This is a genomic window from Endomicrobium proavitum (genome assembly GCF_001027545.1).
GTDB classification, from domain to species: Bacteria; Elusimicrobiota; Endomicrobiia; order Endomicrobiales; family Endomicrobiaceae; genus Endomicrobium; species Endomicrobium proavitum.
Window position 1 is genome coordinate 574,535 of sequence record NZ_CP009498.1, and the last position, 25,228, is coordinate 599,762.

Below are 25,228 nucleotides of genomic sequence, written 5' to 3' on the forward strand. Positions count from 1 at the left end.
ATGAAAAAGAAAACAAAAATAAAAAAACTGTATGAATATCTAAAACCGTATAAAGGCAGATTTATTGCCGCCTTAATTTTTATGATATTATACGCGTTTTTTGACTGGTTCGTTTTAACAAAGTTGAAAGATTTCATAAACGTTATATTTGAAAGAAGCGATTCCGTTCAAATGCTTTTGAAAATAGCACTTCTTATTCCGCTTATATTTGCTTTTACAAGCATTTGTGATTACGGACGTTCTTATCTGTTAAGTTACGTCGGCGAAAACGTAATAAAAGATTTAAGGCTTAAACTTCACAATAAACTTATGTCTTTATCCCACGATTTTTATGTGCGCAACTCTTCGGCAAAAATGATGTCAAGAGTTACAAACGATTTAAGCATTGTTTCAGGCGCAATCGTAGGCGTTCCGTCGTCGCTTGTAAAAGAGCTTCTTACATTTATATTTATGGCTGTTTATGTTTTTTATCTTAACTGGCAATTTTCTCTTCTTGTGCTTGTGGGGCTGCCGCTTGTGGCTGTGCCGCTTTACGTTTTTGGAAAAAGATTGAGAAAAGCTTCAAAAGCCGGACAGCAGCAAACGGCGGAAATATACTCTTCAATACACCAAATGCTAAACGGTTTTTCGGTTATTAAAGCGTTTAATACTGAAAAGCATGAAGTTGCGCGTTTCCAAAATGAAAACGATAAAGCTTACGGCATATCAATGGGCATAGTTAGGGTAGATGCGCGGCAGTCTCCTTTTGTAGAGTTTATAGGCGGGCTTGCCGGCGCGCTTCTTTTGCTTCTTGGCGGCAAAGACGTAATCTCGGGCGTGTGGTCTCCCGGCGCTTTTATGGTTTTTTTCTATGCGGTAACTAAAATGTATAAACCTATCAAAAATCTTGCCGGAGTAAATTCGCAAATACAAAACGCAATATCGGCATCCGAAAGAGTATTTGAAGTTTTAGACGAAGTTCCGTCAATTAAAGACGCGCCCGGCGCGGCAGAATTAAAACCTTTCCGCAACTCAATAATATATAAAGACGTAACTTTCGGCTACACTCTTGAAAAAGATACAATTAAAAACCTTAATGTTGAAATTAAATACGGACACACCGTTGCCTTTGTAGGTCATTCCGGCTCGGGCAAAACCACTCTTGCAAATCTTTTGCTCAGGTTTTACGACCCTAAAAACGGAGAGATAATAATTGACGGTATAAATATTAAAAACGTAACGCTTGATTCCTTAAGAAAGCAGATAGGCATAGTAACGCAGGATGTTACTCTTTTTGACAATACCGTTAAATACAATATATCTTACGGAAGTTTTAACGCGTCCATGGACGAAATTATCGCCGCCGCAAAAAATGCGAATGCGCACAGTTTTATATCAAAACTTCCAAACGGTTACGATACTTTAGTAGGCGAGCGCGGAGCAAAATTATCGGGCGGGGAAAAACAAAGAATTTCAATAGCCAGAGCAATGCTGAAAAACCCTCCTATTTTAGTTTTGGACGAAGCTACCAGCGCTCTTGATTCAACGTCCGAAAAATTGGTGCAGACAGCCATTGACGATTTAATGAAAAACAGAACCGTAGTTTTAATAGCCCACAGGCTTGCAACTGTCCGAAACGCAAATAAGATTGTTGTTATGGACGCGGGTAAAATAGTGGAATCCGGAACTCACGAAGAGTTAATTAAGCTTGAAAACGGCGTATATAGAAAACTAAATCAGATGCAAAGTTTATAGGAAATATTATGGCTGAAAAGAAAAAAATAAACTTTAAAAAATTATATTCATATCTTAAGCCTTATCTTCTAAGGCTTATAATAGCCGTTGTATTTATGAGCGCCTTCGCCGGCGTTACAATGTCTTTGCTTGCCGTTTTGGTAAAAGCTATAGACGGAATTTTTGTAAATAAAAATTCCACAATGCTTGTTTTTGCCGCAATTGCAGTGCCCGCAATTTTTGCGCTTAAGGGGTTATTTGATTACGGAAGAAGTTATCTTTTAAGTTATGTGGGGCAAAATGTAATCAGAAATTTAAGAATGGATATGTATAAAAAATTTATTTATCTTTCTCACGATTTTTACGTTCAAAACTCGTCTCCTAAAATGATGTCAAGAATTACAAACGACTTGGGCGCGCTTCAAAACGCAATAGTTACCATTCCCGTGGCTCTTATAAGAGACTCTCTTACCTTTATAGGTCTTCTGGCGGCTGCATTTTATTTGAATTGGAAATTTTCGCTTATAGCCTTTGTGGGCTTTCCTTTGGCGGCTTTTCCTTTGGTGTCTTTTGCAAGAAAAATGCGCAGACAATCAAAAGCCGGACAACAGCAAATAGCGGAAATTTATGCATCTCTTCACCAAATGCTTAACGGGTTTTCTGTTATAAAAGCTTTCAACAGCGAACGGCACGAAGATGACAAATTTCAAAGCGACAATTTAAAATATTACGGAATAGCTTTGGGCTCGGCAAGAGTTTCTGCCCGCTCAAGCCCTACGATGAACTTCATAGGCGCCGTAGCGGTTTCCGTAATCTTATTTTTGGGCGGTAAAGACGTTATCAGCGGAGTTTGGACTGCCGGCGCGTTTATTGCCTTTGTGGCGGCTGTGGGGCAAATGTACGAGCCGGTAAAACGCTTTTCATCCGTAAATTCACAAATTCAGAGCGCAATAACGGCTTATGAAAGGGTGTTTGAAATTATGGACGCGCAGCCTTCCATACAAGATGCGCCTAACGCCGTTGCTTTGCCTATATTCAGCAGTTTTATAGAATATAAAAATGTAGATTTCGGATATTTGCCTGATAAAAACGTAATTGAGAATTTTAACGTTAAAATAAATTTCGGCGAAACGGTGGCATTTGTAGGGCATTCCGGTTCCGGAAAAACCACTATCGCAAATTTGCTTTTAAGATTTTACGATCCTAATTCCGGCGAAGTATTTATAGACGGAAACAATATAAAAAAAGTTACATTGGAATCGCTGCGTTCGCAAGTAGGAATAGTTTCGCAGGATGTTTTGCTTTTTGACGATACCGTTAAATACAATATATCTTACGGAAGTTTTGACGCGTCTATGGAAGATATAATACGCGCCGCAAAAAACGCAAATATTCACGATTTAATAACAAAACTCCCTCAAGGCTACGATACGCCCGTAGGCGAAAGGGGAATGAAACTTTCCGGCGGAGAAAAGCAAAGAATTTCAATAGCGCGGGCAATGTTGAAAAACCCTCCTATTTTAGTTTTAGACGAAGCCACCAGCGCGCTTGATTCCGAATCTGAAAAATTAGTTCAAACCGCCGTAGAAAACTTAATGAAAAACAGAACCGTAATTTTAATAGCTCACAGACTTTCAACAATAAAAAACGCGGACAAAATTATAGTTATGGATTTGGGCAAAATAGCAGAGTTCGGAACGCACGAAGAGTTAATTAAAATTGAAAACGGCGCTTATAAAAAATTAACGCAAACACAAGTTTTGTAATATGAATATTGCACATATATTAGTTGTATTTTTTTTACTGTCCGCATTTACCGTATGCAATGTTTTTGCAAAATCAGCGCCTGTTAGCGCAAACTCTTACGACGGTTTTGCGCCAAGCGCAAGAACTATGGCTATGGGCTCAGCCGGCGCCGGACTTTTATCTGCCGATAAAGATTCTTTTTATTATAACCCCGCAAATCTTGCAAATTTCCAAGGCTCGTTTTTAAACGCAAATGCAGTTTTCTCAATAAAATCAAACGCAAACTCAAATGACGTTGCAATTAACAATCCTTCGGGGCAAGGTCTTACAAGCGCATTTTTAGTTAAAGACTCCGGTTCTTTTTTCTGGGAATCGTTATCGGATAATTCCGTTATATTTGACGCTAACTCGCATGCTGAAATTTCAATAAGCCGCATAGGCGTATCTTTTGCAAAACAAGGCAGCGCGGGGGCTTCGCAGGCAATAAGTTTGTCTTATTTATACGGAAAAATCGGATATGCGTATTTAGACCCTCTAACCGGTCAAAATGCGGATATAATTTCCGGCAACGGATTTTCTATAGATTATTCTTTGTTGTTTAATCTCTCTAAAAATATAAATTTAGGGATAAACCTAAAAAATATCGTAGCCTTTATGTTTTGGAACGATTACGGTTATCAGCAGCAGCCTTTCACAATTAGAGCGGGTTTGGGATACAATTTAAAAGGTTTAAGCATGGCTTTAGACTGGGACAAAAAATATTACAGATCCGGAAATTTAGAAAAAAATGCGCTTCATTTCGGAATAGAACAATATTTGACAAATTTCTTATGCGTGCGCGCCGGCATTGAAAATAATTTTGATTTTCTTGCCGAAAACGCCAAATACTCTTTAGGACTTGGTTTTAAAATAAAAAATATTGAAATATCTTGTGCGGCTTTGCAACAAAAAATTTCAAAACAAGATTTTTATAAAGCGGCGGTTTCTGTCCGCGCGGTAATATAAAATGGAAGAATTAAAAACAGCGTTATCTTATTTAAACGAATCGGATTTTAAGCTTATTGAAAAAGCTTACGACTACGCTTCGTGCGCGCACTCTTACCAAACAAGAGCTTCCGGCGAGCCTTATTTGCGCCACCTTGTAGCGGCAGCGTTAAACCTTGCCGAAATTAAAATGGACGCGCCTACAATAGCCGCGGCGCTTTTGCACGATATTTTGGAAGATACTCTCGTTACCGAACCGGAACTTCAAAAAGAGTTTGGAAATGAAATAACTTCTCTTGTAAACGGCGTAACAAAACTTAACAAATACCAGTTTGACGATAACATAACAAAACAAGCCGAAAATTGGCGCAAAATGCTTTTAGCTGTTGTAAAAGATATCCGTATTATTATAATTAAACTTTCCGACAGACTTCACAATATGCGCACCCTGAAGTATCTTACGCCTCAACAGCAAAAAAATATTGCAAGCGAATCGCTCACGCTTTACGCTCCTTTTGCGCATAGACTCGGCATTTATAAATGGAAAAACGAGCTTGAAGATTTGGCATTTGAAATTTTACAGCCCGAAGAATATCATTTAATAAAAAACCAGCTTGAACAAAGAGCCGAAAACGACATACGAAACCTTACCGAAGTTGAAACCCAGCTTAAAAATAAACTTGCGCCGTCGCACATTGCTTTCAGAACCGCGGCAAGACCTAAAAATCTTTACGGTATTTACAAAAAAATGCAAAGGCAGAATAAACCGTTCTCGGAAATTCAAGACTTATTCGGACTTAGGGTTATTACCGACACGGTTGAAAACTGCTACGCTATTTTAAGCACAATAAATTCCAACTTTAAACTTTTGGAAAATTCATTTACCGATTATATAAACTTGCCCAAACCAAACATGTATCAGTCGCTGCACTTAACAATAATTTCCGACAAAGGCGCAATTGTTGAAACGCAAATACGCACGGAAGAAATGCACCAGCGGGCAGAATACGGAGTGGCTGCTCACTGGCGTTATAAAAAAAATGTTGAAACCGGCGCAACAGGGGCAAAAGAAGACGCAAAAAATATGACGGCGGAAGACAGATTGGACTGGCTAAAAAAGTTTTTGGAATTTAAAGGGGAAACAACGGATTCAAACGAGTTTTTAGACTCGCTGAAAACCGAATGCAACTTTGAACAAATATTTGTTTTTACTCCCGCAAAACAACTTATAAAATTACCTTTAGGAGCAACATGTCTTGATTTTGCTTACGCGGTTCATTCGGATATCGGCGATAAATTCATGGGCGCAAAAATTAACGGAAAAATAGCGCCTATTAACGCCAAGCTAAACAACGGCGACATCTGCGAAATTTTAGTAAGAAACAACATAAGACCAAGCGCAAACTGGTTAGAATTCGCCACAACCGCTCACGCCCGAGCCAGAATAAGAAAATACTTAAGAGAACACGAAACAACAAAGTGAAAAGTGACACACTTGTGTGTCATTGCCGAAATCCGTAATCGGCAATCCACGTTTGCTAAATATTAGATGTGCTCATTACATCTTTTAAAGTGAAAAGTGGAAATAAACAAAAAAAACAAACACTGAATTTTCAGTGTTTGTTTTTTTTGTTATGTTGTTGTCGTTATTTTAACTTTTCACTTTCAACTTTTCACTTTGCCGTTCTAAATTGCCTTTTTAACTTTGTTTGACTTTATGCATGAGGTGCAAACATACTCGCGGGTTTTTTTGCCGTCAAGCAAAATATTTAAGCTTTGAAGATTAGGTCTGAAAAGTCTTTTTGAAGCCTTATGTGAATGGCTGATTGTATTTCCAGATGATGAACCTTTTCCGCAAACTACGCATTTATAAGACATTTTTTACTACCTCCGATTATTGTTGCAAATAACTTTTTGAGAGTATATAAAATTTTGCCTGATTTTGCAACTTATTGTATAATGAAAGCAATGAATTTAAACAGCGATGTAAAGTATATCAAAGGAATAGGTCCTAAAAGGGCTTTGGCGTTTCTAAAACTCGGCGTTAAAAGCGCGGGAGATCTTCTTACTTTATTTCCGGCTCAATATCAGGACAGAACGCAAACAGCGCCCATTTCAGAAGCCTACTTTACGCCTCACGCATGCATATCGGGCAAAATCGGCAAATCCTACGAAAGAAAACTTTCCATGGGACTTTCTATTTTAGACGTGGAAATTTTTGATTCTTCAGGCATGACTTACGTGCGTTTTTTCAGAAAGAAAAGCTCGTATTCCAAAGTAGATGTTTTTGCTTCAATAAAAAATTCATTTGCGCAAAATAAATTTGCTTATATTTTCGGAGACGCCAAAGCGGAGATAGGCGCGCGCTACATAAACGTTCAAGATTATGAAATAACGGATTCGCCTGACGCAAAACCTGAATTTTTCAACAAAATAATTCCCGTTTACCCTGCAACGGAAGGTTTAAGCCAAAAAGTAATAAGAGCCGCCGTAAAATCTGCAGTAACTTCTCTTGCGGATATTTATTACGACATATCGGATATAATACCGCAGTTTGAGCAATGCAAAATATCCGCGCGCGAAGCTCTAAAAAAAATACATTATCCGCAAAGTATGCAAGACGCCGAAAACGCAAGACGAGCATTTGCCCTGCAGGAGTTTTTTGTTTTAGAGTCCGCGCTTGCGCTTTCAAGAGCGCACATAAAAAAAGATCCGAAAAAACAAAAATATGAAATTAAAAAAACTCTTTTAACGCCCTTTAAAAATAACCTTACATTTGAGTTTACAAAAGCGCAAAAAAAAGCCATCAATGAAATTTTTACCGACATGCAAAACGAACTGCCAGCAAACCGAATGATTATGGGAGACGTCGGTTCCGGCAAAACCGTAGTAGCTTTAAGCGCAATACTTCTTGCGGCGGAAAACGGCTACCAGTCTATGATTGCCGCGCCCACGGAAATTCTTGCCCAGCAGCATTATCTTACAATATCAAATATGTTTGAAGGTCTCGGCGTGCAAACGGTTTTAGCCACTTCTTCAACGCTTAAGAAAAAAAGCGACAGAGATAAAATTCTTTCTTCAATAATAAGCGGAGAAACAACGGTAGTCGTGGGAACGCACTCTTTAATAGAAGACAGAATAGAGTTTAAAAATCTTGCGCTCGTAGTTGTTGACGAACAGCACAGATTCGGCGTTATGCAAAAATCGCGCGCGCTTGCGAAAGCAAAAACTCCGGATACCCTAATGATGACGGCAACGCCAATACCGCGAGCTCTTGCAATGACGCTTTACGGCGAAATGGATATGACGACAATAAACGAACTTCCTCCCGGAAGAATACCGATAAAAACTTATATTGTTTCCGAATCCGCGGCTTATGCAAACGCCGTTAAAGAACTTAAAAGCGGCGGGCAGGCGTATATCGTATTTCCGTTAATAGACGAGTCCGACAAAATAGAACTTAAAGCCGCAACCGTTGAAGCCGAAAAACTATCCGAAAGCTATTTTAAAAATTTCAAAGTAGGTCTGCTGCACGGAAAAATGAAACCGGCTGAAAAAAATGCGGTTATGAAAAGTTTCAAAAACAAAGAGTTTGACGTTTTAATTGCCACAACGGTTATTGAGGTTGGCATAGACGTTCCTAACGCCACAGTTATGATAATTCAGCATGCCGACAGATTCGGGCTTTCCGCGCTTCATCAGCTTCGCGGACGCATAGGAAGAGGGAAAAAACAATCTTACTGTTATCTTGTAGGTTCGGTAAAAAGCGAAAATGCGCGCAAAAGGCTTAGCATAATGGCTCAAACAAATAATGGTTTTAAAATTGCCCAAGAAGATTTACAAATGAGAGGTCCCGGAGAGTTCATGGGCACAACTCAACACGGTTTTCCGGAATTTAAAGCCGGAGACCTTATAAAAGACGCCGATATTATAGAGTTTACAAAAGACTGCGCAAGAAAACTTATTGAAGATGATCCCAAGCTTGAAAAGAGCGAAAACCTAACCCTAAAAAAGCTGATAGCGCAAAAATTTGCCGATAAGCTGAAATTTATAAATGTCGGTTGACCGCGCGCTTAAGAATTTAATATAATTTTCAATATGAAAAACAAAAAAATTACCGCCGTATATCCCGGAAGTTTTGACCCTATTACAAACGGTCATTTAGACATTATAACAAGAGCCGCGGACATGTTTCCTAACCTTGTTGTTGCAGTTACCGAAAATGCCAGCAAAAATCACATGTTTTCTGTTGCCGAACGCGTGGAACTGCTTAAAAAATCAACTAAAAATCTAAAAAATGTAAAAGTCATTTCATTTGCCGGACTTCTTGCCGACTATTTGAAAAAAACCGACACTTTTGTTGTTATCAGAGGGCTGCGAGCCGTTTCGGATTTTGAATATGAATTTCAAATGGCTTTAATGAACAGAAAACTGTATAAGAAAATAGAAACAGTTTTTCTTATGCCAGATCAGGCATATACGTTTTTATCTTCAAGCATGGTCAAAGAAATTGCAACGCTTGGCGGAAAAACAGAAGGGCTTGTTCCTGCGCACGTATCAAAAAAATTGCAACAACACATACAACAGAGGAGTAAAAATGGATAAGAAAAACGGTTTCGGCAAAATAGAAATATGCATAGCTGTAATGATAGCGATAATTTTTGCAATTATAGTAATTCCAAAACTGTCGAGCATAATAGAAAAATCTAAAGAAGGCGCAACTAAAGGCTCGTTAGGTTCGTTAAGAAGCGCCATAGCAATGTATTACGGCGATAACAACGGCGTTTATCCGTCAACGGATATTATAAAAGAGCTTACCGACGACAGTAAATATATTGACAAAATCCCTACCGCATATACCGGACATCACCGCAAAACTAACGACATAACTACGTCGGATTTTGACAAAAATCCTGATACCGGAGGCTGGGCGTATAAATCCGACGACGCGCCGGATTCTACCGGCAAAATAAAAGGGCAAATCTGGATTAACTGCACGCACACGGATTCTCACGGAAACGTTTGGAACCAATTATAATGACATTTGCCGCCGCCATATTAACGGTTTTGGTTTTCGGACTTATCATCGGCAATTTTGCCGCAAAAGCGGCAACAGTCATATCTAAAAAAAAGAAAACTCTATATATTTTTATAGAATTAATATCAGCCGCGGCAAGCGTCGCTCTTTTTATAAAATACGGATTTTCTTTTCAGTTTCTTTTTTTTATATTTTTTGCATTTATTTTAATAGTAATATCGGCAGTAGATTACTATGTTAGAATTATACCGGACATATTTTGCATAGTGCTTATTGTTCTCGCCGGAGTGTTTTGTTTTTTTAATATTGAACTCGGCGCAAATTTACAACAGCGATTTTTGAATTCCGGCATCGGGTTGATAACCGGCGGCGCGGTTATGATAATTATGGGCGCTTTAGGCAAGCTTATTTACAAAAAAGAAACCCTCGGCGGCGGAGACGTAAAACTTATGGCAGCCGTCGGAGCGTGGATTGGGTGGGAAAAAGTTTTATTTGCCGTTTTTATAGCGGCGTGTCTTGGAAGCATTGCGGGCATAATTTTAATATTACTTAAAAAAATAAGCAGAAAAAGTTATCTGCCCTTTGCGCCGTTTCTTTCAGCGGCAACTTTTCTAACTATTTTTCTTCCGCCTGCAAATGCGCTGGCAAATGCCGTATTTTCGGCAGAAACCAATTTTTTAAACTCTGTTTTAGGAATATAAAATGCTCAAGAAACATTTTTTTAAAATACTTGCAGGCGTTATAATAAGCTCAGCGCTGATATATTTGACGTTTAGAAATATTGATTTTACGGCAACGTTTGACACTATAAAAAAAGCAAACTGCGTTTTGCTGCTGCTTGCCGCCGCGTTATACGCTTTCACATATATTTTAAGAAGCATTCGTTACTACTTCATGATTTTACCCATTAAACAAACCCGCGTTTTTGAAAATCTTCCTTATACGATTTTAGGATTTTTTATGAATAATATTATCCCTCTGCGCATAGGCGAACTTGTTCGCGCAAAAATTACCGGCGAGAGACTGAAAATTTCAAGAAGCTCAATTCTTGCCACAATTGTGGTAGAAAGACTTTTTGACATAATTATATTTGTAGCGTCTTTCTTTGTAATAATGCTTGTTATGCCGTTTCCCGAAATAATAAAAAAATCTTTTTATGTTTGCGCCGTTGTTTTCGGAATAGGGCTTGTAATTCTTTTTTTAATAACAAAGCATGAAAAAAAAGCGTTACAGCTTGTTTCAAAACTTCCGTTGCCGCACAGAATAAAAAACCTTGTCAGCGAACTTTTTGACAAGTTTACCGGCGGGCTTGCAACGCTTAAGAAACCGTCGGCTTTTTTAATTTCGTTTTTAATGTCCGCGCTGATTTGGCTTACCGAAAGCGCGGTTCTTGTCATAGCCGCGTATGCGTTCGGCATTAATTTGCCGCATGTTATTTTAGGCGGACTTTTTACCGTAATAATAATAGGAATAGGCGCCATAGTGCCTACCGCTCCCGGATATATCGGCGCATTTGAATATTTCGGAAGCAATCTTGCTCTTATACAAGGACTTTCCATAGAGGCGTCAAAAGCGGTGGCGTGTATTTTAACGTATCATTTTATACAGATCGGCGTTATATTTATTTTGGGTTCGGCAAGCATAGTGAAAACTAAAATTTCTTTTAACGATTTGTTCAAGTTTGCAAAAATTGAGGATAATAAAAATGAAAAAGAATAAAGTGATAATAGTTATGCCGGCATACAACGCGGCAAAAACTCTCAAAAAAACTTTAGACGATATTCCGAAAGGAAGTTACGACGAAATAATTCTTGTTGACGATTTATCAAAAGACGACACGGCGGAAGTTGCCAAAAATCTCGGACTTAAAGTTATATCGCACGATGTCAACAAAGGCTACGGCGGAAACCAGAAAACTTGTTATAAAGCCGCATTGGAAGACGGAGCCGATATTGTAGTTATGCTTCACCCGGACTATCAATACGACCCGCGCCTTGTTCCGTTTCTGGCAGGTCTTATAGCCGACGACGTTTGCGACATTATGATGGCAAACAGAATACGCACGCGCAAAGAAGCGCTAAAAGGCGGAATGCCGTTTTATAAATATTTTTTCAACAGATGTCTTACAATAACCGAAAATTTAGTTTTAGGATTAAACTTGGGAGAGTATCACACGGGTTACAGAGCATTTTCAAAAAAAGCGCTTGAAACTGTCCGTTTTGAACTTGATTCCGACGACTTTGTTTTTGACCAGCACATAATTGTTCAGGCGGCGGCATGCGGGCTTAGAATAGGCGATATTCCGGTTACCGCAAAGTATTTTAAAGAAGCGTCTTCAATAAATTTTATAAGAAGTTCTAAATACGGGCTTGAAACGCTTTTAATTTTATTTAGATTTGCGCTTCATAAACTGCATATACTTCCTCAAAAAATATTTAAACCGAAAGCATCGGGAGATAAAATATGAGTTCTGAAATTCTTTATTTGACGGCATTTGTTACGGCATTAATTATTTCAATACTTGCAACGCCTTTATGCAGACTGCTTGCAAAAAAACTGAATGTGTTAGATAATCCGGTAACGGCAGTTAAAACGCACAAAATAAGCACGCCTTACCTTGGCGGCGTAGCTATAGCTTTAGGCTGGCTTGTTTCTTTGTTTGCGGTCAGATATTCAACAAGTTTTCCCGACGGAACTTTAAGAAGTTTGAGAGGAATTATCATCGGAGCGCTCGTCGTTTTATTTTTAGGGCTTATAGACGACGCGAAGTTTAAAGGTCTTGGGTTTAAATCAAAATTATTTATACAATTTGCGGCGGCATGCATTGTAGTTTTTGGTTTTGACATAAGAATAAATTTTATTTCAATTTATTGGCTTTCGTGTCTTGTAAGCATTTTTTGGATAGTGGGAATAACTAACGCTTTCAACATAATAGATATTATGGACGGGCTCTCAAGCGGAATTGCAACTATCGCCGCCCTCGCATTTTTATTTATATCTCTTCCAACGGAACAAATATACGTAAATTTTTGCGCCATAGCTTTGGCGGGCGCATTGATTGGCTTTATGCCGTTTAATCTTTCAAAATCAAAAAAGATTTTCATGGGCGATACCGGAAGTCTTTTTATAGGTTTTATTCTTGCAAGTCTTGCCATGGGCACGGAATACACAAGCATCCACGAAATAGGATTATTTGCGCCGTTATTTATTCTTGCGGTGCCTATTTATGAAACGTTTCTTGTCAGCTGGTTTAGAATCCGCAAAGGAAAACTGCCTTTTATGGGCAGCAAAGATCATTACGCTCTGCGTCTTGAAATGATGGGATTAAAAAGAAAAAATATTCTTCTTATAACTTACGCGGTTTGCATAGCGCTTGCCGTATGCGCATATTTTTTTACAAAACTCAGCGGCGTTTACGCGCTTATGCTTTTTCTGTTTATTTTTATATGTTTATGGGCGGCAAGCATTAAACTTGCGTCGGTTAAGGTGGAATAATGCCAAAAACCGTTATTATAGGCGCCGGAATATCCGGTCTTACAGCGGCATATTTTTTAAAAAAGCCCTACGCGGTTTTGGAAGCAAAACCTTACGCCGGCGGACTTTGCGCATCGTTTTACGAAGACGGATTTACTTTTGACTGCTCGGGGCATTTCATTCATATTAAAGACAAAAAAATAAAAAAACTCGTAGAAAAACTTACCGGCGGCACAGATGAAATAAAAAGAAACGCCGCGATATATTTAGACAAAACGTTTGTGCCGTATCCTTTTCAGGCAAACCTGTATTATTTAAACAATAAAATAAAAAAAGAATGCGTTGACGGAATTTTAAAGAGAAAAGAAATCGCAATATCTACTTCAATGCCGTTTATAGATTGGAGCAAAGCAATGTTTGGCAGCGGCATAACAAAATACTTTATGCAACCATACAACCAAAAACTTTGGAGCTACGACTTAAAAAAAATGACTGCGGCATGGTCGGGACCTTTTGTGCCAAAACCTGACGCCAAAACAATAGTGGAATCGGCATATTCAAAAAACAAAGAGCATTACGGCTACAACAGCGTATTTTACTATCCGAAAAACAAAGGCTGTCAGGCGCTAATTAACGGAATGCTAAAAAAAGTTAAGCCCGAATATAATTCTAAAACAACAAAGATTGATATAAAAAATAAAGTTGTCCATGCAGGCTGCAAACAATACAAATATAATAAAATTATCTCAACGCAGCCTCTTACGGAACTTATAAAACAAATTTCCAACGTGCCTGCAAACGTAAAAAAAGCGGCTGCAAAACTTGTATGCAACTCTGTAAGATGCGTAAATATCGGCGTGAAAGCCGCAACGGGAATCGCGAAAAATTTAAAAGGCGTTCACTGGCTGTATCTTCCGGAATCAAAATTTCCTTTTTACAGAATCGGCGTATATTCAAACGTAAACGCAAAAACGGCTCCAAAAAACTCTTACGGTTTTTACGTGGAATTTTCAAGTTTAAACGGGAAATACAAAAGCAGCCGGAATGTGATAAAAGATTTAAAAAAAGCCGGTTTTATAGGAAACTCCGACGGGATAAGCGCAATAAATATAGTAGATATGCCCTATGGTTATGTTATTTTTGACAAAAACCGCGAACGCGCCCTGCAGGTTATAAACAGCTTTTTAGTTAAACACAATATATTTTCCATAGGCCGCTACGGCGCGTGGGAATACTCTTTTATAGAAAAAAATATAAAAGACGCAAAAGAATTGGCAGAGAAGATAAACGCGGAGAGTTTGTAAACAATGATAAAAGTCTGCTACATAATAACCAAACTTGAGCTTGGCGGCGCGCAAAAAGTTGCGCTTTACACCGCTGAAAATTTAGAAAAAGACACCTTTGAAGATTTTCTTATAACAGGCTCAGGCGGTATTTTAGACGACGAGGCGGCAAAAAAGTTAAAAGTTTTTAAAGTGCCGAGTTTAGTAAGAGAAATATCTCCTATTAAAGATTTGCGCGCATTGCTTAAAATAAGAAAAATATTAAAAAAAGAAAAACCTGAATTAGTTCACACGCATTCTTCAAAAGCGGGAATTTTAGGAAGAATAGCAGCTAAACTTGCCGGCGTTAAAACAATCGTCCACACAATTCACGGGTATGGTTTTAACGAAACTCAAAAGTGGTATGTGAAATATCTATACATATATATAGAAAAGTTTTGCACTTTATTTACCGACAAACTGATAGTTGTAGCTAAAGAAGATATGGATAAAGGGTTGCGCTACAAAATTGCAAAAGAAAATAAATTTACCTTAATACGCGCCGGCATAGACACGCATTATTATAAAACTTTTAATCCAAACCCCGATTTTAGAAAAACTCTCGCCGATGAAAATACAAAAATAATAACCACTATCGGACCGTTTAAACCTCAAAAAAATTTACAAGACTTTATTAAAGCCGCAGGCTTGGTATGCAAATCCGTCGACAATGTTAAATTTTTTATAGTCGGCGACGGAGATTTAAGACCGGAACTTGAAAAATTAATAGCAGATTTAAATTTAACAGATAAAATAATACTTCTCGGCTGGCGCACGGATATTGCCGAAATTCTTTACGCAAGCGATGTGTTTGCCATGACGTCTCTCTGGGAAGGGCTGCCACGCACAATTTTAGAGGCTATGTGCTGCTCTAAACCGGTAGTTGCAAATGCCGTTGACGGCGTGAAAGAAGTTATTCGCGAAGGCAAAAACGGTTTTAAAGTTAATCCTCACAATTATCAATATACCGCTGAAAAAATAATTTACCTTCTGCAAAACCCGACTGTTGTAAACGCTATGGGAAAATCAGCAAAACATTCTATTACAAAAGAATACGATATTAATCATATGGTTAAACAGCATGAAGATTTATACCGCAAACTTCTTCAGCACTATCTTATGGTGTGCGAACTTATTGACGAGAAGGCGCAAAAAAAACATAAAAGAAAGAAAAGAATTGTTATTACTGTTTGCGCAGCCGCTTTAATAGCCGCTTTTTACACATATACGCCATACCCCGTTGCGTATTTTTTAAGAGGGGCGTTTCACATTACAGATTATAAACTTCCCGCAGATTACGCCAACCTTAAAAAGAATGTAATTTTTTACAGAGATATAGATTATAAATCAAACTTCCCAAACGGAAATCTTGATATAATTGCTCCGAAAAGCGACCCCAACGGAAAAACAATTTTTTGGGTTCACGGCGGAGGATACGTAGGCGACGATAATAAAAAAATTGAACATTACATGGTGCAACTTGCAAACAGCAGTTTTACGGTTATAAGCATCAACTACGCTTTTGCTCCGGAACACGCCTTTCCGGTTCAGTTAAAACAAATTGAGCAAGCTTACTGTTTTATAAAAGAAAATGCGGCTAAATACGGAATTAACACGGATAAAATGTATTTCGGCGGGGATTCCGCCGGCGCGCAGCTTGTGGCGCAGTTTATCAATATACAAACTAATCCGATATACGCAGATATGTTAAATGAATATTTGGAAAATATTAAATTAAATGCCGTCGTTGACGTAAACACTCTGCACGGAGCAATTCTTTTTTGCGGCCCTTACGATCTTAAAGATTTAATAGATCCTCCCAAGGGAACGCTTGCTCTTCCGTTTAAGCAAATCGGCAAAGCGTATTTCGGCACCACCGACGAAAATAATGTTTACGTTATTTTAAGCAACGTTACAACAAGACTTTCTAAACATTTTCCGCCGGTGTTTATTACCGACGGAAACACAAGCTCTTTTGAATATCAAGCAAAAAAACTTGAAGATGCGTTAAAACAGAAAGGCGTTTACGTGCAAGGTGTTTTCTATCCAAAAACCGATGAAGAACTAAAACACGAATATCAATTTGAAATAACTACAAAATACGCCCAAAATACTTATAACTATCTTATTGAATTTTTAAACAGAAAAAAATAATATGAAAAAAATACTTGTAATTATCTCAGCCCTTATAGTTTTTGCCGCCGGATTTTATTTTTTCACGCCGTATCCAGCGGTATGGCTTGTTAAGCATGCTTTCAGTTTAACAAAATACACTCCGCCCGAAAATTATTCAGAAATTAAAAGCAACGTTATATTCCACAGAAATATAAATTACAACTCGGCGTATCCTAACGGAAAGCTTGATATTATACAGCCTAAAAACGGCAAGAATGATAAAGTTATCTTGTGGGTGCACGGCGGGGGATACGTAGGCGATGATAAAAAGAAAATAGAACATTATATGGCAATGCTTGCAAACAGCGGTTTTACCGTCGTAAGCATAAATTACGCGCTTGCTCCGAAAGATCACTACCCTGTTCAGCTCAAACAAATTGAAGAAGCTTATAATTTTATAAAAGAAAACGCCGCAACATACGATTTTAACGTAAATAAAATATACTTCGGCGGAGATTCCGCCGGCGCGCAGCTTGTGGCGCAGTTTATTAATATAGAAACAAATCCGGATTACGGCGCAAAAATAAACAGTAATATAAAAAATATGCAAATCAACGCCGTAGTAAATAGAAAAACTATTATGGGCGTAATACTTTTTTGCGGTCCTTACAATTTAAGAGAATTTTTAAACCCGCCGCCTGACGCCATGAAGCTTCCATACAAACAAATCGGCTGGGCGTATTTCGGCACAAAAAATGTTAACGATATAAACGTAAAGCTCAGCAACATTACAAATAAGCTTTCTTCAAATTATCCGCCGGTATTTATTACCGACGGAAACACAAATTCTTTTGAAGCGCAGGCAAAAAAACTTGAAGCGGCGTTAAAAGAAAACGGAATCTATGTAAGAGGCATATATTATCCCAAAAGCGACGCAATATTAGAGCACGAATATCAGTTTTATATGAACACCGAATACGCTAAAAACACATATAAACAATTACTGCAGTTTTTAAATCGTAAAAAATAATTCTTTTACCTTTGCGTTTTTTTCATAATTTTATAATGCAGCCAAATTGAAAACAGAAGAACCGCGCAGCCTATTGTAAGCGTGTAGTAATTTTCAATTTTATTCCAAAATAAAATATTTACCAAAAGCCCTGCGGGAATCAAAGCGTTATTCATAATTCCCAAAACTCCGGCGTCAACAAGCGTTGCGCCTTTGTTCCACAAAAAATAACCAACTCCCGACGCCGCAACGCCAAGCCATATTAAAACGCCCCACTGAACCGGCGTTGCCGATATCTTTGAAAAATCTCCGAAAAGCAAAAATGCCGCTATGGTTGCTATTAAAGCGCCAAAATGAAAATAACCGAAAATATCCATTTGATTTTTCTTAAAGTCCGGATATTTTTCAATAATATACTTATATCCGCTCTGCCCAAGCGCAAATAAAATATTTGCAATCTGTATCAATAAAAACCCGAATAAAAATCCGCCGCTTACATTTTCATAACGGATAATATATGCGCCCAACACGGCGACAGCCGCGCTGATAAGATAGAGGGGGTTAAAGCGCTTGCGTAAAATATCATAAATAAGAGTTACATACAACGGAGTAAATATTGTAAAAAGCAAAATTTCCGGCACGCTCAAAAAATGATAGGCATGATATAAAAATAAATACATTATGCCTATTTGTATTGCGCCTATTGCAAGCAAAGCAAGCTTTAATTTTGAAGGGACGCCTAAAAATTTAGTAAAAGGCGCAAACACGGCAGCCGCAAAAAGTATGCGGATAAACACAGCAAAATAACTGTCCAACCCGCCCAAATACTCGCCGATAAGACTAAAAGAAAACGCCCAAAGCAATGTAACGCCTATAAGATATCCCACAAAACCTCCAAATGTTTTTTATTGTATTTTATAATATATAGAAAAATTGGTCAACCTTATATATTTTACATATGGTTGACTAAAGTCTTTATATGCAATTTTTATTACAATGCGAGTTTATTGCTTCAAAAAATCATTCAAAATTGATATAATTTTCCATATATGAAATTTTTTATAGAAACCATAGGCTGTCAGATGAATATTTGCGATTCGGATGCTCTTTCGGAAACTCTTAAATCTGCCGGCGCTATCAAAGTTTCCGCTTTAACAGACGCCGACATAGCTATAATAAATACGTGTTCCGTTCGCGCGCAGGCAGAACAGAAAGCGTATTCGTGGCTTGGGCGCGCCGAAGAATTCAAAAAAGAAAATCCTCATGTAAAAATAGCCGTTATCGGTTGCATGGCAGAACGCATAGCGCCGAAAATAAAAAGACGTTTCAAGAGCGTAAATTTAATAATAGGCTCAAAAAAAATAGATAATGCCGCCGCGAAAATATTACAATTAGAAACTGCTAAAAGCCAATTGCCGGTTAACCCCGGTATAGAAGCTGTTAATTTTACGACGCCAGATACCGTAAGCTATTTGACAATTATGCGCGGCTGCGATAATTATTGCTCTTATTGCGTAGTCCCTTTTGTGCGCGGACGCGAAGTAAGTTTTGACAGCGAAAAAATTATAAACGATTGCAAAAAGTTAGCTGCAAACGGCGCTCAAGAAATAATGCTTTTAGGGCAAAACGTAAATTCATATAAATATAACGATGTTACGTTCGCAAAACTTTTGCGCGAAATAGTAAAAATTAAAGAGCTAAAACGGCTCACGTTTATGACAAGCCACCCTAAAGATTTAAGCGATGAATTAATAGACGCAATGGCAAACGAGCCTAAAATAAGAAAATACATTCACTTGCCTATGCAGTCGGGTTCCGACAAAATTCTAAACTTAATGAACAGAAAATATTCTTACGCGCATTATAAAAATCTTATAAAAAAATTAAGGGATAAAGTTGCGAATATAAACATTACATCAGACATTATAGTCGGCTTTCCGGGCGAAACAGAAGAAGATTTTTTGGAAACTTTACAAGCCGTGGAAGATATAAAATTCAACGCTCTGTATATTTTTAAATATTCTCCAAGACCAAACACAAAAGCCGCTCAAATGAAAGACGATGTTTCGCTGCAGGAGAAAAAAAGACGACATAATGTAATATTAGAACTGGCAAAGCGGCAAAATAATAACGCATAACAAAAACATGAAAAAAACTTCCGACGCTCTTACGCCGTTAATGCAGCAATTCTGGGATATTAAAGCTAAATACCCCGGAATGATACTTTTTTTCCGTCTGGGAGATTTCTATGAAATGTTCGGCGACGACGCAATTAAAGCATCGGCTGCTTTAGAAGTGGTTCTCACCCAAAGAGCCGGAACTCCCATGTGCGGCGTGCCGTACCACGCCGTAAACTCTTACATAAGAAAACTCATAAACAAAGGTTTTAAAGCGGCAATCTGCGAACAGCTTGAAGAAGCCGGCGCGTCAAAAGGCATAGTAAAACGCGGCGTTACAAGAGTTATCACTCCGGGAACCGTTTTGGAAGACACTCTTCTTGAATCAAAAGAAAATAATTTTTTAATGTCCGTTATATTTGACGAAACAAATCTTACGGCGGCTTTTGCGGCGGCAGATATTTCTACGGGCGATTTTTTTACAGCTCAAACAAACATCGGTCAAATTGAAGCTGAAATTGCAAAATACAACCCGGGAGAAATTATTTTCTCGTTGGCAAATATTCAAAATAAAAAAATATCCGCATTTATCTCAAAACTAAAAAAACCTATATCCGAAGTAAACGACAATTATTTTAATTTGGACAACTCAAAAAGTATTATTGAAGAAGTTTTTAAAACGCAAGCGTTAAAAAGTTTTGGACTTAACCAAAAAGAAACAATAGCAGCTTGCGGGGCAGTGCTGGAATACATCAAAGAAACGCAGCCTCAAAGCCTTTCAATTTTCTCTCAAATAAAAGTTTTAAGAAATTCAGATTTTATGTATTTAGACGGCGTTGCAATAAAAAATCTTGAGTTGTTGGATTCAATGTCCACCGGAAAATCGGAAAACTCGCTGCTTGACGTTTTAGATTCCACAAAAACCCCAATGGGCGCAAGAACCATAAGGCAATGGCTTATAAAGCCTCTTTTAGATATAACAAAAATTAAAAACAGACAAACAATAGTCAGCTTTTTTATAGACAACGCGCAGGTAAGAAAAGATTTAATTGAAAAATTTAAAAGTATTTCCGACATAGAAAGAATAACGGCAAGAATATCATCAGGCTCCGCAAGCCCAAGAGACATAACGGCGTTGAAAGATTCTTTAATTGTCGCCAACGAAATAGCCGCTATTATAAAATCTGCAAACGCGCTAAATATTGATATACCTGAAAACGCGAATATTATAAAAAAGATTTCCGATTTTATAGTTAACGAACCGCCTGCTGCGCTTAAAGACGGCAACGTTATTAAAAACGGCGTTCACGCAGAACTTGACGAATTAAGAAAACTTTCTACCGACACAAAAACTTATATATCCGATTTAGAAGCCAAAGAAAGAGAATCTTCCGGCATAAACAATTTAAAAATAGGATACACGTCGGTATTCGGCTACTACATAGAAATAACAAAAGCAAATATTTCGCTTGCGCCGAAGCATTACATAAGAAAACAAACTTTAACAAACTGCGAAAGATACATAACCGAAGAATTAAAAACGCTTGAAGAAAAAATCTTGTCTGCGCAAGAAAAAACTCTTCGTCTTGAAAGCGATATTTTCAACACTTTAAGACAAGATCTTTCTTTATTTACGCCGGACATATTAAAAACATCGCAAATAATTGCCGAGCTTGATATTTTCTGCGGCTTTGCCTCAAACGCTTTGGAATATAACTACTGCAAACCGGAAATTACAGACGATAAAGATCTTGCCATAGAAGAAGGCAGACACCCTGTTGTTGAGCGAATTTTAAAGCAAGGCGAGTTTGTCGCAAACGACATTTCATTTAACCAAACGTCAAGAGTTTTAATACTTACAGGGCCAAACATGTCCGGTAAATCAACATATTTAAGACAAACCGCGCTTATAGCCGTAATGGCTCAAACAGGTTCTTTTGTGCCGGCAAAAAGCGCAAAAATAGGTTTAATAGACAGAATTTTTACAAGAATCGGCGCGGGGGATAATCTCGCCGGCGGCGAATCTACTTTTATGGTTGAAATGACCGAAACCGCAAATATTTTAAATCAATACACCGACAGAAGTTTAATAATTCTTGACGAAGTCGGAAGGGGAACGTCCACTTACGACGGAATGTCTATAGCGTGGGCAATAATAGAATACATTGCCGATGCAAGTAAAAACGCAAACAAAGGCTCTAAAATTTTATTTGCCACGCATTATTTTGAACTTACCGAACTTGCGGACAAACTTGAAGGCATTAAAAATTTCAGCGTAGATGTTAAAGAATGGAATGACGACGTAGTATTTCTGCACAAAATAAAAGAAGGCAGCGCGGACAAATCTTACGGTATCCACGTCGCAAAAATAGCCGGACTTCCTCATGAAGTAATACAAAAAGCCTATAAAATTCTTACAAAGCTTGAAGCAAATCCGGTTGAACCCGGAAAGCACTCCGGCAAAGACGGGCAAATTGACCTTTTCTCTTCTGTCAAACCTCAAATTTTAGTAGAATTAGAAAAATTAGAACCCGACAACTTAAGCCCAATTGAAGCTTTTAATATTCTCAGGCAATGGAAAGAAAAATACAAATAATTTTTAAGAGGCTCAAAAAAAATGATTGAAAAAAGAAAAAGCCGCAGAATGCCCGTAATAAAATTTGAAGAACCTGTAAATTTAAACATCGGCGGGAAAAAAGTTCCCGGAGTTATTCTTGATATTTCCGCAGACGGAATACAGCTTATGACATACGCCAATATTCCGGTAGGTTCGGAAATATTTTTAGAGTTAGACACAAAATTTCTTAAACTTAAACAGCTTTCGGGAAAAGTTGTTTGGTCGCACTTAAAAGGCGACATGTATCGCACCGGCATTAATATAACTTACATAGACACATTAGACGCAAAACTTTTAAACAGAATAGCCACCGACTATAACGACTGTGAAAAGAAAATTGCCCTTGGCGCGCCCGATGTGTGCAGTAAAAAATGTTCGTATTGCAATCTGTGCGCAAAGACGCAAAAAATTTAAAGTTATTTATATGATAAACGTATTGTCTCAGGAAACCATTAATAAAATAGCCGCCGGCGAAGTTGTTGAGCGCCCGCTTAACGCCGTTAAAGAGCTTGTAGAAAACTCTTTAGACGCCTGCGCTTCTTCAATTACGGTTGAAATTTCTCAAGCCGGTAAAAAACTTATACGAGTTTCCGACAATGGTTTCGGCATGAACAAAAAAGATTTGGAACTTTCAATTTTAAGACACGCTACAAGCAAAATTGAAGATTTTAACGACCTGTCGCACATACAGTCTTTAGGTTTCAGAGGCGAGGCGTTATCATCAATAGCGGCAGTGTCAAATTTTGAAGCGATGACAAGAAAAAAAGGCGAAAGTTCCGGCTGGAAACTTTCCGCAGCGGGCGGAAAAAAAATAAAAGTTTCTCCGTGGGCAGGCGCGCAAGGGACAATTACCGAAGTAAAAGATTTATTTTTCAACACTCCCGCAAGACAAAAATTTTTAAAAAGCGACGCTACGGAACGTTCAAGAATAATTAACTCTCTCGAAGAAACCGCGCTTGCAAACTATGAAATATCTTTTAAGCTTTTATCGGAAAATAAAACTGTTTTTTCAACGCAGCAGACAAATAAAAAAACAGAAAGAATTTCAGATATTTTAGGAAAAGATTTTGCTCAAACTTTAAAAAATGTAAAAGCGGAACACCCTAAAATATTTTTAGACATTTACTTTACGGGCAGGGACAACTCTCTTTCAAACCGTAAGTATCAATATTTTTTTGTAAATTCAAGACCTGTGAATATTCCAAAATGGTTAAGCCACTGCGTATTTAACGCGTATAAAGAATCAATTCCGCACGATAAATATCCCGGATTTTTAATTTACGCCGTAATTGACCCGTCTGATATAGATGTAAACATTCATCCTACAAAAAGAGAAATAAAATTTGCCGATGAAAGCGGCATTTACGATTTAATATATAAAACATTAAAAAGCGCTCTAACAACACACTCTCACCCAAATATAAATGTCATTTCAAATCAAGCCGTTTCCTCGCCCATTGAGGGAGAGGAAATTGCAAAGCAAAACGGTGAGGGGTATGCCGTTAATTCCACCCGTCTTCATAGCTTTGCCCCTGCAGCGCGGCAAACTTTCCAATCTCTAAACGAACCCCAAAAACATTACGGCATTGATAAATACGCCACAATTTTTGCAAAGCAGGAAAATTTCAGCGATAATTTTGACAGCAACATAAAAGTATTAGGTCAGGTTTTTGACACCTATATAATAGCGGAAAACGCCGGCGAGCTTTACATTTTTGACCAACACGCAGCCGCAGAACGCGTTCGTTACGAAGCCTATCTTGCCCAAATGGATAATAAAACCTTAAAACTACAGCAAATGCTTTTACCGGAAAATTTTGAGCTTGCGGTAAGCATTGCGGAACTTCTAAAAGCAAATTTAAAATTGTTTAACGAGCTTGGCATAAGCGTTGAAGAGTTCGGCGATAATTCTTTCAGAGTTACGGCATATCCGGCTCTTCTTGGCAACATTTCAATAGAACATATAATAAAAAAAATAATTGAAGATTTAGAGTTTGAAAAAAATATAGAAATAGAAAAAAAGAGAGATAAAATAATTCGCAGCGCCTGCCGCGTCAGCATAAAAGCCGGAGATAACGTAGCGCCTCTTGAAGCAAAGAAACTAATAAACGATTTATTTAAATGCAGCCATCCGTTTACCTGCCCGCACGGAAGACCAACGGCATACAAACTATCTCAAAACGATTTAGAGAAGTTTTTTAAGCGAAAATAAATGAAAAAAATAATTGTAATATCCGGACCAACCGCTTCGGGAAAAACAAAGTATGCCGTTGAGTTTTGTAAAAAAAATAACGGTGAAATTATTTCCGCGGACTCGCGGCAAATTTACAAATATTTAGACGTCGGCACAAATAAAGAAGGGCAAGCAGGAAGCGGTAAGCAGCAAGGAGTAAGCAGAAATATCAATAATATTGCTCAGTACCTAACAGATATTATAAACCCCGACAAAACTTACAGCGCCGCAGATTTTGCAAAAGACGCAGATTTAAAAATAAAACAAATTTCAGACAGCGGAAAACTTCCCGTAATCGTTGGGGGGACAGGGCTTTACATAAAAGCTTTGCTTTACGGGCTTGACAACATGCCAAAAGCGGACGAAAAGCTTCGTGAAAAATTAAAAAATTATTCTGCCGACGAACTTTACAGGGAATTATTAAAATTAGACCCTGCGGCTGCCGAAAAAAACAAAAAAAACCCGCAAAGGCTTTTAAGAGCGTTGGAAATAAATATTTTATCCGGAAAAAAAGTCGAAGAGCATATTAAGCCGAAAAGCGCGCGCTACAATTTCAAGCATTATACAATTTTAATTCCGAATAAAACTTTATATGAACGCATAAACTCAAGGTGCGCGCAAATGCTTAAAAACGGAATGATTGAAGAGACGCAAAAAGTTTTAGACATGGGTTTTGCCGCAAATGCTCCGGCTTTAAGCGGCATAGGTTACAGAAATGTAATCAAATATCTAAATAAAGAATTTTCAAAAACAGAATTATTGGAAGAGTTTTCAAAAGATACCAGACATTACGCCAAACGTCAAAACACATGGTTTAAAGCGCAGCCTGACACTGAAATTTTAGAATTACCAAAATAACT

21 protein-coding genes are annotated in these 25,228 nt (G+C 37.9%); 19 read left to right on the top strand and 2 right to left on the bottom strand.

What is annotated here, in order from left to right:
• Genes Epro_RS02370 through Epro_RS02385 form a run of 4 tightly spaced genes read left to right on the top strand, consistent with a single transcriptional unit; the run spans position 1 to position 5,926 of the window.
• Positions 1 to 1,734, top strand: coding sequence for an ABC transporter ATP-binding protein (locus Epro_RS02370; RefSeq protein ID WP_052570230.1), 1,734 nt, complete (start codon positions 1 to 3; stop codon positions 1,732 to 1,734).
• An 8-nt stretch (positions 1,735 to 1,742) separates the two neighbouring features.
• Positions 1,743 to 3,479: an ABC transporter ATP-binding protein gene (locus Epro_RS02375; RefSeq protein ID WP_052570232.1), complete on the top strand. Its 1,737-nt coding sequence runs from the start codon at positions 1,743 to 1,745 to the stop codon at positions 3,477 to 3,479.
• 1 nt (position 3,480) lies between these two features.
• Complete coding sequence (locus Epro_RS02380; RefSeq protein ID WP_052570234.1) at positions 3,481 to 4,464, top strand: PorV/PorQ family protein; 984 nt, start codon at positions 3,481 to 3,483, stop codon at positions 4,462 to 4,464.
• 1 nt (position 4,465) lies between these two features.
• Positions 4,466 to 5,926 carry a RelA/SpoT family protein gene (locus tag Epro_RS02385; protein WP_052570237.1) on the top strand — a complete coding sequence of 487 codons (1,461 nt, stop codon included), beginning with the start codon at positions 4,466 to 4,468 and terminating at the stop codon, positions 5,924 to 5,926.
• Between the two features lie 203 nt (positions 5,927 to 6,129).
• On the opposite strand, the gene rpmB is transcribed toward Epro_RS02385, so the two are convergent.
• Positions 6,130 to 6,321 carry a 50S ribosomal protein L28 gene (gene rpmB, locus Epro_RS02390; protein ID WP_052570239.1) on the bottom strand — a complete coding sequence of 64 codons (192 nt, stop codon included), beginning with the start codon at positions 6,319 to 6,321 and terminating at the stop codon, positions 6,130 to 6,132.
• An 81-nt stretch (positions 6,322 to 6,402) separates the two neighbouring features.
• Here rpmB and recG point away from each other — a divergent pair, with 81 nt between their 5' ends.
• From recG to Epro_RS02440, 10 genes are read left to right on the top strand one after another with little or no spacing between them, the layout of a single operon-like run.
• Positions 6,403 to 8,508, top strand: a complete 2,106-nt coding sequence (recG, locus tag Epro_RS02395) for an ATP-dependent DNA helicase RecG (RefSeq protein WP_144412027.1) — start codon at positions 6,403 to 6,405, stop codon at positions 8,506 to 8,508.
• 33 nt (positions 8,509 to 8,541) lie between these two features.
• Positions 8,542 to 9,048 (top strand): pantetheine-phosphate adenylyltransferase, encoded by a 507-nt coding sequence (coaD, locus tag Epro_RS02400; protein WP_052570243.1) that lies wholly within the window; start codon positions 8,542 to 8,544, stop codon positions 9,046 to 9,048.
• Complete coding sequence (locus Epro_RS02405; RefSeq protein ID WP_052570244.1) at positions 9,041 to 9,481, top strand: type II secretion system protein; 441 nt, start codon at positions 9,041 to 9,043, stop codon at positions 9,479 to 9,481. Before coaD ends, Epro_RS02405 begins: the two co-directional genes overlap by 8 nt.
• Positions 9,466 to 10,182: a prepilin peptidase gene (locus Epro_RS02410; RefSeq protein WP_144412028.1), complete on the top strand. Its 717-nt coding sequence runs from the start codon at positions 9,466 to 9,468 to the stop codon at positions 10,180 to 10,182. The genes Epro_RS02405 and Epro_RS02410 overlap by 16 nt, the downstream gene beginning before the upstream one ends.
• A 1-nt stretch (position 10,183) precedes the next feature.
• Complete coding sequence (locus tag Epro_RS02415; protein WP_052570249.1) at positions 10,184 to 11,200, top strand: lysylphosphatidylglycerol synthase transmembrane domain-containing protein; 1,017 nt, start codon at positions 10,184 to 10,186, stop codon at positions 11,198 to 11,200.
• Positions 11,187 to 11,948 carry a glycosyltransferase family 2 protein gene (locus tag Epro_RS02420; RefSeq protein WP_052570251.1) on the top strand — a complete coding sequence of 254 codons (762 nt, stop codon included), beginning with the start codon at positions 11,187 to 11,189 and terminating at the stop codon, positions 11,946 to 11,948. The genes Epro_RS02415 and Epro_RS02420 overlap by 14 nt, the downstream gene beginning before the upstream one ends.
• Entirely contained in the window at positions 11,945 to 12,976 is a 1,032-nt protein-coding gene (locus Epro_RS02425; RefSeq protein WP_052570253.1) for a glycosyltransferase family 4 protein, read from the top strand. The genes Epro_RS02420 and Epro_RS02425 overlap by 4 nt, the downstream gene beginning before the upstream one ends.
• Positions 12,976 to 14,259: a protoporphyrinogen/coproporphyrinogen oxidase gene (locus tag Epro_RS02430; RefSeq protein ID WP_052570254.1), complete on the top strand. Its 1,284-nt coding sequence runs from the start codon at positions 12,976 to 12,978 to the stop codon at positions 14,257 to 14,259. The genes Epro_RS02425 and Epro_RS02430 overlap by 1 nt, the downstream gene beginning before the upstream one ends.
• A 3-nt stretch (positions 14,260 to 14,262) precedes the next feature.
• Positions 14,263 to 16,431: a glycosyltransferase gene (locus Epro_RS02435; RefSeq protein ID WP_052570256.1), complete on the top strand. Its 2,169-nt coding sequence runs from the start codon at positions 14,263 to 14,265 to the stop codon at positions 16,429 to 16,431.
• A gap of 1 nt (position 16,432) precedes the next feature.
• On the top strand, positions 16,433 to 17,422 hold the full coding sequence (locus Epro_RS02440) for an alpha/beta hydrolase (RefSeq protein ID WP_052570258.1): 990 nt from the start codon (positions 16,433 to 16,435) through the stop codon (positions 17,420 to 17,422).
• Positions 17,423 to 17,427: 5 nt separating this feature from the next.
• Here Epro_RS02440 and Epro_RS02445 read toward each other — a convergent pair whose 3' ends face one another.
• Complete coding sequence (locus tag Epro_RS02445; RefSeq protein WP_052570259.1) at positions 17,428 to 18,288, bottom strand: EamA family transporter; 861 nt, start codon at positions 18,286 to 18,288, stop codon at positions 17,428 to 17,430.
• Between the two features lie 162 nt (positions 18,289 to 18,450).
• Between Epro_RS02445 and miaB the strand changes: the two genes are divergently transcribed.
• From miaB to miaA, 5 genes are read left to right on the top strand one after another with little or no spacing between them, the layout of a single operon-like run.
• The gene (gene miaB, locus Epro_RS02450) at positions 18,451 to 19,539 is read left to right on the top strand and encodes a tRNA (N6-isopentenyl adenosine(37)-C2)-methylthiotransferase MiaB (protein ID WP_082121470.1); all 1,089 of its coding nucleotides are present in this window, start codon (positions 18,451 to 18,453) and stop codon (positions 19,537 to 19,539) included.
• A 7-nt stretch (positions 19,540 to 19,546) separates the two neighbouring features.
• Positions 19,547 to 22,114 (top strand): DNA mismatch repair protein MutS, encoded by a 2,568-nt coding sequence (mutS, locus tag Epro_RS02455; protein ID WP_052570264.1) that lies wholly within the window; start codon positions 19,547 to 19,549, stop codon positions 22,112 to 22,114.
• Between the two features lie 21 nt (positions 22,115 to 22,135).
• A complete protein-coding gene (locus Epro_RS02460) occupies positions 22,136 to 22,549 on the top strand; it encodes a PilZ domain-containing protein (protein ID WP_052570265.1) in 414 nt (137 codons plus the stop codon).
• A 10-nt stretch (positions 22,550 to 22,559) separates the two neighbouring features.
• Positions 22,560 to 24,347: a DNA mismatch repair endonuclease MutL gene (gene mutL / locus Epro_RS02465; protein WP_052570267.1), complete on the top strand. Its 1,788-nt coding sequence runs from the start codon at positions 22,560 to 22,562 to the stop codon at positions 24,345 to 24,347.
• Positions 24,348 to 25,226, top strand: a complete 879-nt coding sequence (gene miaA, locus Epro_RS02470; RefSeq protein ID WP_052570269.1) for a tRNA (adenosine(37)-N6)-dimethylallyltransferase MiaA — start codon at positions 24,348 to 24,350, stop codon at positions 25,224 to 25,226. It begins immediately after the preceding gene.
• Positions 25,227 to 25,228: the final 2 nt, after the last annotated feature.